This is a genomic window from Kitasatospora sp. HPM-01-4, from assembly GCF_051374625.1.
Taxonomy (GTDB): domain Bacteria; phylum Actinomycetota; class Actinomycetes; order Streptomycetales; family Streptomycetaceae; genus Kitasatospora.
Window position 1 is genome coordinate 8486499 of record NZ_JBPQGP010000005.1, and the last position, 15546, is coordinate 8502044.

At 72.6% G+C, this 15546-nt stretch carries 15 protein-coding genes; 11 read left to right on the top strand and 4 right to left on the bottom strand.

All coding sequences use genetic code 11. From position 1 onward, the window contains the following. The first annotated feature begins 1 nt into the window (after position 1). From ACSMTC_RS36760 to ACSMTC_RS36800, 9 genes are all read left to right on the top strand, one after another. Entirely contained in the window at positions 2-217 is a 216-nt protein-coding gene (locus ACSMTC_RS36760; RefSeq protein WP_436564080.1) for an MbtH family protein, read from the top strand. Between the two features lie 10 nt (positions 218-227). Beyond that, positions 228-1490: a cytochrome P450 gene (locus ACSMTC_RS36765; RefSeq protein ID WP_436564081.1), complete on the top strand. Its 1263-nt coding sequence runs from the start codon at positions 228-230 to the stop codon at positions 1488-1490. A gap of 40 nt (positions 1491-1530) precedes the next feature. Continuing rightward, on the top strand, positions 1531-2322 hold the full coding sequence (locus tag ACSMTC_RS36770) for an SRPBCC family protein (RefSeq protein ID WP_436564082.1): 792 nt from the start codon (positions 1531-1533) through the stop codon (positions 2320-2322). Between the two features lie 58 nt (positions 2323-2380). Further along, positions 2381-2569 carry a hypothetical protein gene (locus ACSMTC_RS36775; protein WP_436564083.1) on the top strand — a complete coding sequence of 63 codons (189 nt, stop codon included), beginning with the start codon at positions 2381-2383 and terminating at the stop codon, positions 2567-2569. A gap of 322 nt (positions 2570-2891) precedes the next feature. Further along, positions 2892-4643: an ABC transporter substrate-binding protein gene (locus ACSMTC_RS36780; protein WP_436564084.1), complete on the top strand. Its 1752-nt coding sequence runs from the start codon at positions 2892-2894 to the stop codon at positions 4641-4643. A 76-nt stretch (positions 4644-4719) separates the two neighbouring features. Next, complete coding sequence (locus ACSMTC_RS36785; protein WP_436564908.1) at positions 4720-5715, top strand: ABC transporter permease; 996 nt, start codon at positions 4720-4722, stop codon at positions 5713-5715. Then, positions 5712-6698: an ABC transporter permease gene (locus ACSMTC_RS36790; protein WP_436564085.1), complete on the top strand. Its 987-nt coding sequence runs from the start codon at positions 5712-5714 to the stop codon at positions 6696-6698. Before ACSMTC_RS36785 ends, ACSMTC_RS36790 begins: the two co-directional genes overlap by 4 nt. Then, positions 6698-7696 (top strand): ABC transporter ATP-binding protein, encoded by a 999-nt coding sequence (locus ACSMTC_RS36795; protein WP_436564086.1) that lies wholly within the window; start codon positions 6698-6700, stop codon positions 7694-7696. The genes ACSMTC_RS36790 and ACSMTC_RS36795 overlap by 1 nt, the downstream gene beginning before the upstream one ends. Then, a complete protein-coding gene (locus ACSMTC_RS36800; protein WP_436564087.1) occupies positions 7693-8694 on the top strand; it encodes an ABC transporter ATP-binding protein in 1002 nt (333 codons plus the stop codon). The genes ACSMTC_RS36795 and ACSMTC_RS36800 overlap by 4 nt, the downstream gene beginning before the upstream one ends. Before the next feature lie 166 nt (positions 8695-8860). On the opposite strand, the gene ACSMTC_RS36805 is transcribed toward ACSMTC_RS36800, so the two are convergent. Further along, the gene (locus ACSMTC_RS36805; protein WP_436564088.1) at positions 8861-10939 is read right to left on the bottom strand and encodes a S9 family peptidase; all 2079 of its coding nucleotides are present in this window, start codon (positions 10937-10939) and stop codon (positions 8861-8863) included. A gap of 231 nt (positions 10940-11170) precedes the next feature. Further along, positions 11171-11743 carry a ricin-type beta-trefoil lectin domain protein gene (locus tag ACSMTC_RS36810; protein ID WP_436564089.1) on the bottom strand — a complete coding sequence of 191 codons (573 nt, stop codon included), beginning with the start codon at positions 11741-11743 and terminating at the stop codon, positions 11171-11173. Between the two features lie 280 nt (positions 11744-12023). Between ACSMTC_RS36810 and ACSMTC_RS36815 the strand changes: the two genes are divergently transcribed. Continuing rightward, complete coding sequence (locus tag ACSMTC_RS36815; protein WP_436564090.1) at positions 12024-12380, top strand: hypothetical protein; 357 nt, start codon at positions 12024-12026, stop codon at positions 12378-12380. Between the two features lie 175 nt (positions 12381-12555). On the opposite strand, the gene ACSMTC_RS36820 is transcribed toward ACSMTC_RS36815, so the two are convergent. Together ACSMTC_RS36820 and ACSMTC_RS36825 are read right to left on the bottom strand one after the other, a co-directional pair. Further along, positions 12556-12933 carry a hypothetical protein gene (locus tag ACSMTC_RS36820; RefSeq protein ID WP_436564091.1) on the bottom strand — a complete coding sequence of 126 codons (378 nt, stop codon included), beginning with the start codon at positions 12931-12933 and terminating at the stop codon, positions 12556-12558. Beyond that, positions 12873-14471, bottom strand: coding sequence for a hypothetical protein (locus ACSMTC_RS36825; protein ID WP_436564092.1), 1599 nt, complete (start codon positions 14469-14471; stop codon positions 12873-12875). The genes ACSMTC_RS36820 and ACSMTC_RS36825 overlap by 61 nt, the downstream gene beginning before the upstream one ends. A 472-nt stretch (positions 14472-14943) precedes the next feature. Between ACSMTC_RS36825 and ACSMTC_RS36830 the strand changes: the two genes are divergently transcribed. Then, on the top strand, positions 14944-15480 hold the full coding sequence (locus tag ACSMTC_RS36830; protein ID WP_436564093.1) for a GNAT family N-acetyltransferase: 537 nt from the start codon (positions 14944-14946) through the stop codon (positions 15478-15480). Positions 15481-15546: the final 66 nt, after the last annotated feature.

Sequence of the window (15546 nt, forward strand, 5' to 3'; positions counted from 1 at the left end):
CATGACCAACCCGTTCGACGACCAGGACGGCACCTTCCTCGTGCTCATCAACCAGGAGAACCAGCATTCGCTGTGGCCGCAGTTCGCCGACGTCCCCGAGGGCTGGACCGTCGCCCACGGCCCCGACACCCACGCCGCCTGCCTCGACCACATCGAGCGGAGCTGGACCGACATGCGGCCCAAGAGCCTCGCCGACGCCATGGACGCCCAGCGGTAGCGCGGCCGACGTGACCTCCACCGACACTCTCGGTACCGGTACCCCGGCCGAGGCCCGCCCCGTCGCGGGCCCGGCCGGGCCCGGCGGCCTCGCCCAGGCGCTGTACACGCCCGAGGCCTGCCGGGACCCCTACCCGGTCTACGCCCGCATGCGCCGCGAGAGCCCGGTCCACCGCAGTACCCAGGGCATCTGGTACCTCACCCGGTACGCCGACGTCGACGCCGCCCTGAGCGAGCTGCGGCTGTCCAACGACCGGGACCGGATGACCCGCGCCTACGGCACGCTCGGCGGCGACCTGAAGGCCTTCAGCCGGCTCACCGACCGGCTTGGCCGGGTGATGACCAACACCGACCCGCCGGACCACGCCCGGCTGCGCAAGCTCGCCAACCGGGCGTTCACCGCCCGGCGCGTCGAAGCCCTGCGCGAGGGCATCCAGAGCATCGTCGACGGGCTGCTCGACGAGGCCGTCGCGGCCGGACCGGCCATGGACCTGATCGACGCGGTCGCCTCCCCGCTGCCGCTCGCCGTCGTCTGCGAGCTGTTCGGCATCCCGCCCGAGGACCGCCCGCAGGTCAAGACCTGGTTCCGCCGCTTCAGCCGGCTGAGCGAGGACATCGACAAGTCCGAGGCGGCGATCGACCAGTACGAGGAGTACCTCGCCGCACTCGTCCGCCGACGCCGGGCCGATCCGGGCGACGACCTGATCAGCGCCCTGGTCGCGACGCAGGCGCGGGACGACCGGCTCACCACCGCGGAGATCCTCTCCACCTGCTTCGTCCTCATCGCCGCCGGCGACGAGACCACCACCCACCTGATCGGCAACGGGACCCTCGCGCTGCTGCGCCACCCCGGCCAACTGGCCCGGCTGCGCGAGGACCCGGCACTGATCCGCAGTGCGGTCGAGGAGCTGGCCCGCTACGACACGCCGACCCAGGCGATCGTCCGGGTCGTCGCCGAGGACGTGCCGATCGGTGGACAGACCCTGCGCGAGGGTGAGTTGGTGTACCTGTTCCTCGGCGCGACCAACCGCGACCCCGACCGCTTCGACGACCCGGACCGCCTCGACCTGTCGCGTGCCGGCAACCGGCACCTGAGCTTCGGCAACGGCCCGCACTTCTGTCTCGGCGGCCCGCTGGCCAAGCTCCAGACCGAGGTGGCCATCGGCACGCTGATCCGCCGGCTCCCGCACCTGCGGCTCGCTGACGAGTCCGCCCTCGACTGGAAGCCCAACCCGCTTCAGCGGCGGCTCAGCGCCCTGCCGCTCATCCACTGATCCGTCAACGCTGCACAATCGCTGCAAAGGAGAACCGACCATGGCCCGGGAGTTCCAGGTACGCCGGGAGCAGGACCTGCCCGCCGCACCCGAGCAGGTCTGGCACGCGGTCGCCACTGGCGCCGGCAACCTCGGCTGGCTGTACCGCATGGAGATCGAGCCGCACCTCGGCGGGGCGGTCTCCCGTGGCGGGGGCACCGTCGCGGAGTGGGAACCGCCGTACCGCTTCGCCGCCCGGGTGACCAGGGACGACGGGTTCTCCAACACGCTCAGCTACCACATCGAGCCGGGCGAGGGCGGAACGAGCCGACTGCGCATGGGCATCCACTGGGTGCACGAGGGTGTGGTCGACGACGGCTGGGACACCAGGGCGGACGCGGCCGAGAAGCACGTCGACTTCTACCAGCACAGCCTGGCCCAGTACCTGACGCACTTCGCCGGCCGCCCCGCTGTGTACGTCAAGGCCGACCGGCCCCAACCGGCCGACGGTCCCGACGACTTCGCCGCACTGCGCCGACGCCTCGGCCTGGCTGACGACACGGCCGTCGGTGACCGGCTGTCACTCGACCTCCCGGGTGAAGACGGCAGCCCGGGGGGAGACGGCGGCCCGGGGGGAGACGGCGGCCCGGGGGGAGACGGCGGCCCGGTGGACGTGGTCGTGGACTACCTCGACCGCGACTTCGTCGGCCTGCGCGGTCCGGACGCGCTGTACCGCTTCTTCAACGGCAGCTCCTGGAACTGGCCGATCTGGCTGGGCCACCACCTCTTCGCCGAGGAGGCGGACGAGCAGCAGGCCGTGCGGGCGTGGAACCGCTGGCTCAACGGCGCGTAGTGCCCGTCAATCCCAACCCCCTCGACTCGCCGGACGATCGACAACCAAAGGGCCCCTGATGGAAACACTGCTCTATTCCGCCGAACTCATCCAGGAAGGCGGCACCTACAAACTCGTGGTCCAGGATCTGGTACGGGACACCGTGCAGACCACTCCGGTCCCCAAGTCCGCGGTGGACAGGCTCCCGACGTTCCTTTCGGTGCTCAGCTCCAAGCTCAACTCAGCGTCGCCGCGCGGGCGGTGGTAACCGGCACCACATGAGCACCGTGATCGGCCGACCAGCCGATCACGGTGCCCGTGCGCCGCCGGAAGCCCGGCCACCGTCCCGGCCGCGCGATCCGGAGGAGGCGCGCCGGTCAACTCCTGTGCGGGGCTGGAGAGGTGCGGTACGGACACAGCTCGATAACGGGCGGCACTACCTCTTGTCAGTGCAATTTCACATTATTATGTTACGGGTCACACGGCGGAGCGGCCCGGACCTCGAAGGTCGCCCTCCCGGTCGGGCCTCGGACCACCTGCCGGGGCGGAGCACGGGCTTCACGGCGGGCCCCCCACAGCGGAGTTGCTACATGACCAGGCGCACCCACGCCGCCCTCGCGGCGGCCCTCGCGGCGACCCTCACCCTCGGCCTCGGGGCCTGCAGGAACGACAAGAGCGACGACGGCGACGCTTCGGCGGCCGGCAGTTCCAGGGCCCCCGGCGCCGCCTCCGGGTCGATCGTCGGCGGCACCCCGGTCAAGGGCGGCACCCTGACCGTCCTCTCCAACCAGGACTTCGCCCACCTCGACCCGGCCCGCAACTGGACCATGCCGAACATGGACTTCGGCATCCGGCTGCTCTACCGCACCCTGGTCACCTTCAAGGCCGAGCCGGGCGCCGCCGGCAGCGAGATCGTCCCCGACCTCGCCACCGACCTCGGCAGATCCTCGGACGGCGGGAGGACCTGGTCCTTCACCCTCAAGGAGGGCGTCAAGTACGAGGACGGCACGCCGATCAAGTCCGCCGACATCAAGTACAACGTCGAGCGCTCCTTCGCCCCGGACCTCACCGGCGGCCCCGACTACGCCCAGCAGTACCTGGCCGGCGGCGAGAACTACAAGGGGCCGCTGAACGGCGAGCACCTGGCCAGCATCGAGACCCCGGATGACAGGACCATCGTCTTCCACCTCAAGCGCCCGGTCGCCGAGTTCTCCTACACGGCGACCCTGCCGACCTTCGCGCCCGTGCCGCAGTCCCGGGACAAGGGCACCCAGTACGACCTGCGCCCGTTCTCCTCCGGCCCGTACAAGATCGAGACCTACGACCGCGGCAAGCAGTTGGTCCTGGTCCGGAACAGCAACTGGGACCAGTCCACCGACCCGGTCCGCAAGGCCTACCCGGACAGGATCGTCGTCGTCCAGGGCCTCAAGGCCGGCCAGGTCGACGACCGGATCATCGCGAGCGAGGGCGCGGACGCCTCCGCCGTCGAGTGGATGAACCTGCGCCCGGAGTCGATAGCCAAGGTGCTGCCCAAACCGGACGTGAGGTCCCGGCTCATCGCCGAGCAGCAGGGCTGTACCGACATGCTCTACCCCAACACCTCCAAGGCGCCGTTCGACGACCCGAAGGTGCGCGAGGCGCTGATGTACGCGGTGGACCGGGAAGGCCAGGTCACCGCGTACGGCGGACCGGCCATGGCCGACGTGGCCACCTCCTACCTGCCGCCCGCACTGACCGGCGGCACCAGGCAGGACACCCTGAAGATCGCCCCGACCGGCGACCCGGAGAAGGCCAGGCAGCTGCTCAAGGAGGCCGGCAAGACCGACCTCAAGGTCTCGCTGACCGTCTCCTCCGGTGACAAGACCCGGGCCGAGGCGCTCCAGCAGTCGCTGGGCAAGGTCGGCATCCAGGTCACCATCACCACCGCCGACCCGTCGGTCTACTACGACACCATCGGTGACACCAAGAGCGCGCCCGACCTCGCCATCCTCGGCTGGTGCCCGGACTACCCGTCGGGAGCCACCTTCCTGCCCTTGGTCTTCGACGGCCGCAACATCAAGGAGAAGGGCAACCAGGGGAACGTCGAGCAGTTCCGCGACCAGGCCACCTCGGACCGGATCGACCAGATCAACGCGATGAGCGACGTCACCGAGGCCAACAAGGCGTGGATGCGGCTCAGCGAGGACCTGCTGAAGAAGGCGCCCACCGTGCCGCTGCTCTGGCAGCGCCGTCCGCTGCTGGCCGGCACCAACGTGGCAGGCGCCTTCGGCCACCCGGCCTGGACCGGCCAGTGGGACTTCGCCACCATCGGTCTCAAGGACCCCTCCAAGAGCAAGGGCTGAGGGGCCGTCCGTGATGAGTGACACCACCCCCTCGGGGGCCGAGGACCGCGCCGGTGTCGAAAGTTCGAGGCTGGGGGTGAGCGTCGACACCGGACCACGAGCGGCCGGAGGCGAACGAGGAGTCGCAGCGCCCGTCGCCGCGGCCCTCGCTTCGGCGGGCCCCGCGAAGGCCGCCGGCCGTGGGCCGTGGCGGCTGGTCTGGGACCGGCTCTGGGCCAGGGGCTCGGCCCGGTTCGGCCTGGTCACGGTCGCCCTCCTGGTCCTGCTGACCGCACTGGCCGGACCGCTGAGCGCGCTCGGCGGCTGGTCCCCCGACGAGTTCGACAGACGCGCGATCGACCCGTACCTCGGCGGCCTGCCGATCGGCGACTTCGGCGGGGTCGGGACCCGGCACTGGCTGGGCGTCGAACCCGGGACCGGACGCGACCTGTTCGCCCGGGTCCTGCACGGCGGCCAGGTCTCGCTGGTGATCGCGTTCACCGCCACCGCCGTGGTCGTGGTCACCGGCACCCTGGTCGGGATCGCGGCCGGCTACTTCGGCGGCCGGACCGACGCCGTGCTCTCCCGGCTGGTGGACCTCACGATGTCCTTCCCGTCCCTGATCTTCATGATCTCGATGATGTCGGTGGCCGAGGACGTCAACCGGATCCTGCTGATGACCCTCGTGATCGGCATGTTCGGCTGGCCCGGCATCGCCCGCGTGGTGCGCGGCCAGACCCTCTCGCTCAAGCACCGGGAGTACGTCGAGGCCGCCAAGGTCGGCGGCGCGCGCTCCTGGCGGATCCTCACCCGGGAGATCCTGCCGAACGTCTCCGGCCCGATCATCGCCTACACCACGCTGCTCGTCCCCGGCATGATCGCCACCGAGGCCGCGCTCAGCTACCTCGGCGTGGGCGTGCGCCCGCCGACACCGTCCTGGGGCCAGATGATCGCCGAGAGCATCAGCTTCTACGACACCGACCCGACGTACTTCCTGATCCCGACGGTCTTCCTGTTCCTCGCCGTGCTCGCCTTCACCCTGCTCGGCGACGCGCTGCGCGACATCCTCGACCCCCGGGGAGGCCGGTCGTGATCCTCTACCTCGGCCGTCGGCTGCTCGCCGCGGCCGGCATCCTCCTGGCCGTCTGCGCGATCACCTTCACCATCTTCTACCTGTTGCCCTCCGACCCGGCCGTGGCCGCCTGCGGCAAGACCTGCAGCCCCGAGCGGGTCGCCGAGGTCAAGACGGCGATGGGCCTGGACAAGCCGGTCTGGGAGCAGTTCGCCACCTACGTCACCGGCATCTTCGCCGGGCGTGACTACGGCAGCGGGCCCAGCGCCACCCACTGCGGCTTCCCCTGCCTCGGCTACTCCTACGAGTACTCGCTGCCGGTCTGGAACCTGCTCACCGACCGCCTGCCGGTCTCCGTCTCGCTCGCCATCGGCGCGGCCGTGCTCTGGCTGCTCCTCGGCCTCGGCGCGGGCGTCACCTCTGCGCTGCGCAAGGGCGGGGTGATCGACAGGACGCTGATGGTGCTCTCGGTCGGCGCCGCGTCGCTGCCGGTCTACTTCACCTCGATCATGCTGATCTGGGGAATCGTCCGGACGGCCGGGCTGCTGCCGTACCCGGCGTACCACCCGCTCACCGAGGACCCGGTCAAGTGGGCCTCCAACCTGCTGCTGCCATGGACCGCCCTGGCCCTGCTGTACGCGGCCATGTACGCCCGGCAGAGCCGCAACTCGATGATCGAGGCGATGGCCGAGCCGTACATCCGCACCGCCAGGGCCAAGGGCCTGCCGGCCGGCACCGTCACCGTCAAACACGGGCTGCGCTCGGGGATGACGCCGATCCTCACCATCTTCGGCATGGACCTCGGCGGGCTGCTGGCCGGTGCCGTCATCACCGAGTCGATCTTCGGACTGCCCGGTGTCGGACGGCTGTTCTACGACGCGCTGGTCCGCTCGGACCAGCCCGTCATCCTCGGTGTCACCCTGCTCGCGGCCTCCTTCATCGTCGTCGCGAACCTGCTGGTCGACCTGCTCTACGCGTACGTCGACCCGAGAGTGAGGTACTGATGTCCCTCTTGGAGGTGGAGGACCTCAGGGTCTCCTTCGACACCCCGCACGGCACCGTCCGGGCGGTGGACGGCATCTCCTTCGCCGTCGAGGCCGGGCGCACACTCGGCCTGGTCGGCGAGTCCGGCAGCGGCAAGTCGGTCACCTCGCTCGCCGTCATGGGCCTGCACCGGGATGCCGTCGTCACCGGCTCGATCCGGCTGAGCGGGCAGGAGCTCAACGGGCTCGGGGAACGGGAGCTGGGCACCGTGCGGGGCCGCCGGATCGCGATGATCTTCCAGGACCCGCTGTCCAGCCTGCACCCCTTCTACACCGTCGGGGAGCAGATCGCCGAGCACTACCGGGTGCACTTCAGGGCCTCCCGCAAGGCCGGCCGGGCACGGGCGGCCGAGATGCTGGCCGAGGTCGGCATCCCGGAGCCGGCCCGCCGGCTCGACGAGTACCCGCACCAGTTCTCCGGAGGCATGCGCCAACGCGTGATGATCGCCATGGCGCTCGCCTGCGAACCCGACCTGCTGATCGCCGACGAGCCCACCACGGCCCTCGACGTCACCGTCCAGGCGCAGATCCTCGACCTGATCGCCCGGATCCAGCAGGAGCGCGGCCTCGGCGTCGTCATGATCACCCACGACCTGGGCGTGGTCGCCCGGGTCGCCCATGAGGTGCTGGTCATGTACGGCGGCAGGGCGGCCGAACAGGCCCTGGTGGACCGGCTGTTCGCCGCCCCGGCGCACCCGTACACCCGCGGCCTGCTGGACTCGCTGCCCCGTCTGGACGACACCGACGACGCCCCGCTGCGGGCCATTCCCGGCAGCCCGCCGTCGCTGATCTCCCCCGCCCCCGGCTGCTCCTTCGCCCCACGCTGCGCCCGCACCACCGCCGCGTCCGCCGAGGAGCACGCCCGCTGCCTGGCCGAACGCCCCGTGCTCGGCCCGCTCGCCCCCGGCCACCAGGCCGCCTGCCATCTACCGCTGGTGCCGGAAGGAGCGCGGCCATGACGGTCACGACCGACACCCTGCTGTCCGTACGGGACCTGGTGAAGACCTTCCCCGGCCGGCGCGGGCGCACCGGCCGGCCCGGTGCCCCGATCCGGGCCGTGGACGGGGTCAGCTTCGACGTCGGCAAGGGCGAGACGCTCGGCCTGGTCGGCGAGTCCGGCTGCGGCAAGTCCACCACCGGGCGGATGATCGTCCGGCTGCTCGACCCGACCTCGGGCACGGTCACCTTCGAGGGCACCGAGATCGGCGGGCTCTCCCAGGCCCAGCTGCGGCCGCACCGGCGGAACCTGCAGATGGTCTTCCAGGACCCGTACTCCTCGCTGAATCCCCGGCAGACGGTGGCCCGGATCGTCTCCGAACCGCTGTTGGTCCGGGGGTCGAGCGCGGCGGACGCGCGCAGGCGGGCCGGCGAGCTGATGGAGGTGGTCGGGCTGATCCCCGAGCACCTCGACCGCTACCCGCATGAGTTCTCCGGCGGCCAGGCGCAGCGCATCGGCATCGCGCGGGCGCTGGCCACCTCGCCGAAGCTGGTCATCGCCGACGAGCCGGTCTCCGCGCTCGACGTCTCCGTCCAGGCCCAGGTGGTCAACCTGATGGCCCGCCTCCAACAGGAGCTCGGTCTGGCGTACGTGTTCATCGCGCACGACCTCTCGGTGGTCAAGCGGGTCTGCGACCGGGTCGCGGTGATGTACCTGGGCCGGATCGTCGAGATCGGGGACAAGGCCGAGGTGTACGGCAACCCCGCGCACCCGTACACGAAGGCGCTGCTGTCCGCCGTGCCGCTGCCGGACCCGGCGGCGGAGCGGGCCAGGGAGCGGATCGTCCTGCTCGGTGACCCGCCGAGCCCGGCGAACCCGCCGACCGGGTGCACCTTCCATCCGCGTTGCCCGAAGGCGCAGGAGACCTGCCGGACGGAGCGTCCGCTGCTGCGGGTCGCCGGCCCGGGCGGCCGGCAGGTGGCGTGCCACTTCCCGGAGGCCCGGGGAGCCGGCCTGTAGAGCCGCCGGACCGCCCCGTTTCCCCCACGCGGGGCGGTCACGGTTCCAGCGAGGGGCGCACCCCTCGCTGGAACCGCCCGCTCGGACGTGGTGGGGAACCTTACGAGGGCCGCGTCCGGTCCTCATCCGTCTGCTCTCCCCGCCCCGCCCCGGAGAACTCGACGGATCACCCCAGAGCCGAGCGCAGGAAGGCGAGTTCGGCCTGGGTGATCTGCTCGCTCACCCCGCCCGGGGTCAGGTGCGTCACGCCCGGCAGCGGCAGCACGCCGTGCGGGCGGCCGGCCTTGGTGAGTGCCTCGGAGAGCAGCAGGGTGTGCGAGGGGTGGACGTTGTCGTCGGCCAGCCCGTGGATCAGTAGCAGCGGCCTGGTCAGCCCCGGTGCGTCGGTGAGCAGGCAGTCGCCGGCGTAGCCCTCGGGGTTGTCCTGGGGCAGGGCGAGGTAGCGCTCGGTGTACGCGGTGTCGTACTGCCGGAAGTCGGTGGGCGGGGCGCCCGCGCAGGCGGCGTGGAAGACGTCCGGGCGGCGCAGCACGGCGAGCGCCGCGAAGTAGCCGCCGTAGGACCAGCCGCGCACGCCGACCCGGCCGAGGTCGAGGTCAAGGTGGCGCTCGGCGAGCGCGTGCAGGGCGTCGACCTGGTCGTCCAGCGCCACCTGGGAGAAGCGGCGGAAGATCGCCCGGGTGAAGTCCGGGGAGACGAACGGGGTGCCGCGGTTGTCGGTGGTGACCACGGCGAAGCCCTGGTCGGCCCACCACTGGCGGAGCTGCCAGCGGCGGGGCTCGGCGGCCACGGCCTGGAAGCCGGGCCCGCCGTAGACGTCCAGCAGGACCGGCAGCCGGCGGCCGGGCGTGTGGTCGCGCGGGTACACCACGGCCGTGGGCAGGGCGCGGTCGGTGACCCGGGCGAGCTGCGGGCGTACCCGGTGGGGCAGCGCGGCGCTCAGGTCGGCGAGCGGCAGCACGCGGCCGTCGAGAAGGCCGTCGAGCAGCAGGCGGCGGCGGATGCCCTCGGTGTCGGCGGAGGTGAGCAGCAGGGTGCCGGCGGCGGCGAGCGCGGAGTGCGTGCCCGGGCCGGTGGTGAGGAGTTCGGGGGCGCCGCCGTCCGGGTCGATCAGGTGGACGTACTGGTCGGCCGGGTCGCCCTGGCCGGTCTCGCAGAGCAGCCGGCCGCGCCACCGCCCGACCACCCGGCGGATCTGCAGCCCGGTGGTGTCCAGCGGCTCGCCGTCCAGGGCGAGGCCGCGGGCCTGCGGGGTGTCGTGGGCGGTGAGCAGGCGGCCGTCGGACAGCCGGGCAGGTGTGCCCGGCAGGTCGTCGACCCAGAACTCGTCGGTGGTCCGGGAGAGTTCGCGGGCCTCGCCGGTGGCCGGGTCGGCGGTCAGCAGCAGCACGTTCTGCTGCAGCCGGTCGGCGACGGTCAGCAGCAGCTCCTCGTCTGAGGCCCAGGAGACGGCGCAGACGTACGGGAACGCGGCGGCGTCCCAGCGCAGTCGGACCCGGCTGCCGTTGAGGCCGAGCACCCAGAGCTGGACGTCCGCGTTGGGGCCGCCGGCCTGCGGGTAGGCGAAGTCCTCGGCCGGCTCGCCGGGGTGGGCAGGGTCGGCGAAGTACCGCCGGGGGAGGGCGGATTCGTCCACCCGGGTGGCCAGCAGCGCTCGGCCGTCCGGGCGCCACCAGTGGCCCCGGGAGCGGCCGAGCTCCTCGGCGGCGGCGAACTCGGCGACGCCCCAGCGGGCGCCGTCGGCGGGCGAGAGCGGTGCGGGCTCGGGGGTGACGTAGAGGGCGTCCTCGGCGACGTAGGCGACGCGCTCGCCGGTGGCGTCCGGCCGGGGGTCGAACGCGGGCCCGGCGACGGGGAGTTCGGTGCTGGTGCCGGTGGCGGTGTCGGTGCGGAACAGCCGGCCGTCGAGGACGAAGACGGCGGCCGAGAGGTCGGCGGTGGCCGCGTAGCCGCCGATCCCGGCGGCGACCAGCCGGGTGCGCTCGCGCAGCCGACGCTCCACGGCGGGCAGTTCGTCGCGGTGGCCGCTGCGGCCGGGGGCGAGCGCGGCCGGGTCGGCGACGAGCCGCTCCTGGCCGGTGGCGGTGTCGAGCAGGTGGAGGCGGTCGACCGGATCCTCGGGACCGGTCGAGCGGAGCAGCAGCAGCCGGGAGCCGTCCTCGGCGAGGGTGAACGCGCGCGGCGCGCCGAAGGTGAACCTGCCGGTACGGGCACTGAGGGCAAGGAAGGGGTCGGTGAGGGTCACGACCCGATCGTGGTCGCGCGGTGCGGTACCCGGCCAGTAGTCTGACATGTGAAATGTCACACATCAGTTGCCCGTCGCGACCAGGAGGATGCCGTCGCCGCCCCCCGAGGCTCAATGCCGTCGGCTCCCCGATGGCCCCGGCGCCGCACCCCTGCGCCCCGGCGGCGGCCCGTCTCGCCCGTCAGGCTGTCCGGAGCCGCAGCCGGGATGGGGGCAACTCGCCCTGAGTGACTAGATGTTGGGGTTGATCGGCTGGTTGCTGTCGGAGTGGTGCCAGTCGAACTGCTGGGTCTGGCCCAGGCTCGCGTTCCGGCCGAGGGTCTGCAGGTGGTAGGCGTTCTTCAGCCACGCGGCGCCGACGTAGCTCAGGCACCCGCCGTCGGCGTTGCACACGCTGCCGTCGGTGTTGAAGGTCCAGCGCTGGTGCGGGTCGTTGCTGTTGCACCCGACCGCGACGGCGTCCGGGCTGTCGCTGGGGCCGGTGGGGTAGTGGCCCCAGAGGCACCGGCCGTCGTTGGTGCTGTGGATGAGGCCGTCCTGGGAGACGAACCAGAACTGGTTCCAGGAGCCGTCGCACGGGCGGAGCACGATCGGTCGGCCGTCGCCGTTGATCTGCCGGTACTCGTCCATGCAGTAGTAGGTGCCGTTCGGGCCGCCGCTGGCCGGGCGGGCGAGGGCCGCGAGGAATCCGTAAGCGTAGGGCTGGGGGTTGGCTGCGTCCGCCTGTGCGGAGACGGCGGGCAGGCCGAAGCTCAGGCCGAGCGAGAGCGCCAGCGCCGAGACGAGCTTGCGTACGGGCTTCATGGTTTCCACTACCTCACTTCTGACGTCCGGTCACGGTGCGGATCATCCTGGCGAAGGGTGTACGGCGCCGGGCAGCATCCCGAACGATCCCGAACGGTGCCGACTCTGCGGACAGCGGAAATGTATGAATTTTGCCATTCCATTCACATCAGTTGACAGTGATCGTTGCGATGGCGAAGCTGGCTGTGAGCCGGGATCGGCGGGTTCGGTGGGGAGGCGGAAGGTTGTGACCAGGCCACAGGCGGCACCGTGTGTCTGTCAGGAGAACGCAGCGGACTCCTTGGCGGCGCCGACTCAGACGTATTCCCTGGACGCGCTGGCCGAGTGCCTGACGCGGCTGCGGCAGGAGGCCGGGAGCCCCTCGTACACGGCGATCGCGCGGCGGATCAGCTCGGTCAGGGCGGCGCGGGGCATCCCCGAGGCGGAGCGCACACCCGGGCGGATCACCGTGTACGACTGCTTCCGGGCGGGCCGCCGCCGGCTGGACGTCGAACTGCTGTCGGACATCGTCCAGGTGCTCGGCGGCGACCCGGGGCCGTGGCGTCGCGCGCACCGCGCCGCGACCGGCGCCTCGCACCCCCTGCCGGCGGCCGTGCGGCGGGGCGCGGTGCGGCTGGGGCCGCCGTACGAGGGGTGACTCCCTTGTCCGCTCGGCTGGAGGCCCGCCGGCACTCCAGGGCGGTGCTGTAGCTCCTGATGGGGCACGGCCGGGGCGATGAGGCGATCGAGGTGATGCGCTCGCTCGCGGAATCGCCCGGCGGCGCGGAGGACCGGACCGTCCGCGAGCTGATTCGTCCGCCCCGGCCTCGGGATCAGATGGCGGTCAGGATGGCGCGCAGTCGCTCGTCCTCGCGGATGATGCTGTTCGCGGAGCCTGAGCCGATGACGCGCCGGTCCTTCTCGGCGAGTTCGGCGACGCGCAGGCGGTGGTGGGTGCTCAGGGCAGTGGCGCCGAGGGCTTGGAGGGCCTCGCAGGCGCTGGAGATGTCCGCTCCGGTTTCGGCGGAGTGAAGGGCGGCCCCGGCGAGTCGGCCGAGGTCGACGGCGTCGGGGTCGGTGATGGCGAGCAGGGCGAGGGCAGCGGAGGGAGCCTTCTCCGGTTCGGTGAGCAGTTGTTCCAGTCGGGGAATCAGGAGCCGGGGGCCGCGCCGAGGAGGGCGGTGGCGCGGATGGCGCGGATGGCGGTCCACCGGTACCAGAGCTGGTTGCCGGCGGTGCGGTCGAGGATGGAGGCCAGGATCGTGACGGCCTCTTCGGCATCGCCGTCGATCTGCCACAGGGCGATGGCGATCGCGATGTCGCGGTCCAGTTGCGGGGTGGTCGGCTCGGCGCCATCGCTGACGGCTGCCCGCAGGGCGGGGAGCAGCTCGGCGGCAGTCGCGCCCAGAGCGGCGGCGGCCTGGGCGGCCTGGGCGGCCTCGGCGACCTCGCTCGGGCCGACGGCGAGTGCCTTGGCGACGGCATCGAGCAGGACGTCGGTCTCGCCGGTGAGGTCGTGGTGGGCCTGCGCCACCATCAGCGACCCGGCGGCAGCCCGCAGCACGCCGCCTGCCTGCTCGCGCTCGGCCTGCGGGCCGGCGGCGGCCACGGCGGTGATGGCGGTGGCCGCGTACTGGAAGCGGGGCAGCACGGCATACAGCTCGGGCAGCGCGGCGGCGGCCAGCGGGCCCCACTGGCGCAGCAGGTGGACCAGGTCGGCGGTCTCGTTGTTGCCGAGCCCGTCCGCGGCCAGCCGTGCGCGGACGGCGGCGAGCAGGGCAGGGTCGAAGGGGAAGGCGGGGGCGTGGAAGTCGCCTGCGGCGTCGAGCGCGCGGGGGCGCCGGTCGAGGTCCTTGGCCAGCAGCGGGGCGGCCTGTCGGGGCGCGACCCGGACGAGCACGGCCAGTGCCTGGTCGGCCGCCTCGTCGTCGGGTTGGGCAGCGAGTCGGGCGAGAAGCGGCGCGGCCTCGGCGGCGGCCGGGCCGAGTTTGCCGAGCAGAGTTGAGGCCGGGGACGCGGCGGCGAGTGGAGCGATGGCCGGGACGAGTCGCCGCGGGGCGCTGCGGGAGAGGTAGCAGGCGTGGTCGGCCGCGGAGAGCGCCTCGCTCCGCACCTCGGGACGGCCGTCGCGCAGGGCGGCCTCCAGCAGGGCGAACGCGCTCTCGCGGTCTGCCCCGGTCTCTCGGCGCAGCAGGCTGTCGACGACCGTGTGCAGCGGGTCGCGGTGGTGCATGCTGTACCGGTCGACGGTGAACTCGCGGGCGGGCAGCAGGCTGAGCGCGGCGTCGTGGTGGACGTGGGTCCACGGCTCCCCGGCGTCCAGGGCGACGAGGAGCGCGGCCAGTCGCAGCGGCGCGGGCGTGGCCGCGCCGAGCAGCGCGCGGGCCTCGGCGGCGGCGCCGGGGCGGTCCACCCGGTCGAGGGCGATGAGTAGTTCGGCCCGGACACCGGGATCGGCCTCGGCCGTCCACCGGCTCCGCAGGGCGACCAGAGCGGCCTCGGTATCCCGGGTGTGGCCGAGCGTCCAGGCGGTGAGCAGCCGGACGTCCACGTCCTCATCTGCCAGTAGCGGTGTCAGCAGCGGGATTTGGGCGGCAACGGCGGCCCGGACGGCGCCCGGAGCGATCTCCCATTCGTCATCGCTCTCGGCCAACCCGCCGAGCAGGCAGAGGACCTCGGCCGTCATGGGCCGGGCGGCAGCGGCGATCAGGGCGAGGTACGGGACGGCGTCCAGGCTGGCGGAGTACACCGTGCCCTGGTGGAGGATGCACGAGTACAGCTCGGAGATCGCCTCCTCGGCGTTCCCCCCCGCCCTCGGCGAGGGCGCGCAGCAGGTCGGGCAGGTCCTCCGCGGGGCCGTAGGCGTGCGAGACGCGGGCCCAGGGGTGGGCGTCGAGGCCGGCGAGGGCGTCAGCGAGATCCATGGGCGTGATCTTCGCAGCCGGGTCCGACAGGACGGTCAGGGGCCCGTGGCGACGTGCGCCCGGGTGCCTGGCTCGTCCAAACGTCGCCAACTGAAAGCGTGAAGAGCCCGGGCATCGGACGGGAAGCCGTAGCCGGCCCGGGCGATCCGCGCCACCTCGGTTCGGCGGCCGGCCGGGCCCGGCCCGGCCGGGAGCGCGCCGGTGCCGAGGTCGGGAGCACGGCGGCCGGTGTGGCACGATGCAGACGGGCCGTTCGAAACCGGCGGCCCGCAGGCAGCGGTGAAGTGGGAGGGACGAGTGTCGTCCAAGGGTGCCGAGTTGACGTTCCGCCCGGCCGAGGCGGCGGACGTGCCCGCGCTGGTGGCGCTGGTCGAGTCCGCGTACCGGGGTGAGGCCAGCCGGGCCGGCTGGACCACCGAGGCCGACCTGCTGGACGGCCGCCGCACCGACGCCGAGGGCGTCACCGGGGCCATCGAGCACCCGCACGGCCTGGTGCTGGTCGCCGAGCGGGCCGGCGAGCTGCTGGCCTGCTGCCAGCTCGAACGGCGCGGCCACGTCGCGTACTTCGGGATGTTCTCGGTCCGCCCCGAGCACCAGGGCGGCGGACTCGGCCGGGCCGTCCTCGAACACGCCGAGCACGTCGCACGGGAGCAGTGGGGCGCCGCCGAGCTGGAGATGACCGTCATCGAGCAGCGGGAAGAACTGATCGCCTGGTACGAGCGCCGGGGTTACCGCCGCACCGGCGTCTACCTGCCCTTCCCCTACGGCGACGAGCGCTTCGGGATACCGCGCCGGCCGGACCTGCGCTTCGAGAAGCTGGTCAAGGACCTCTGACCGGTGCACCGGACCGTCGGCGAGCGGGGAGCGCTGACGGTGCACCGGATAACGGCTCGACCGGCC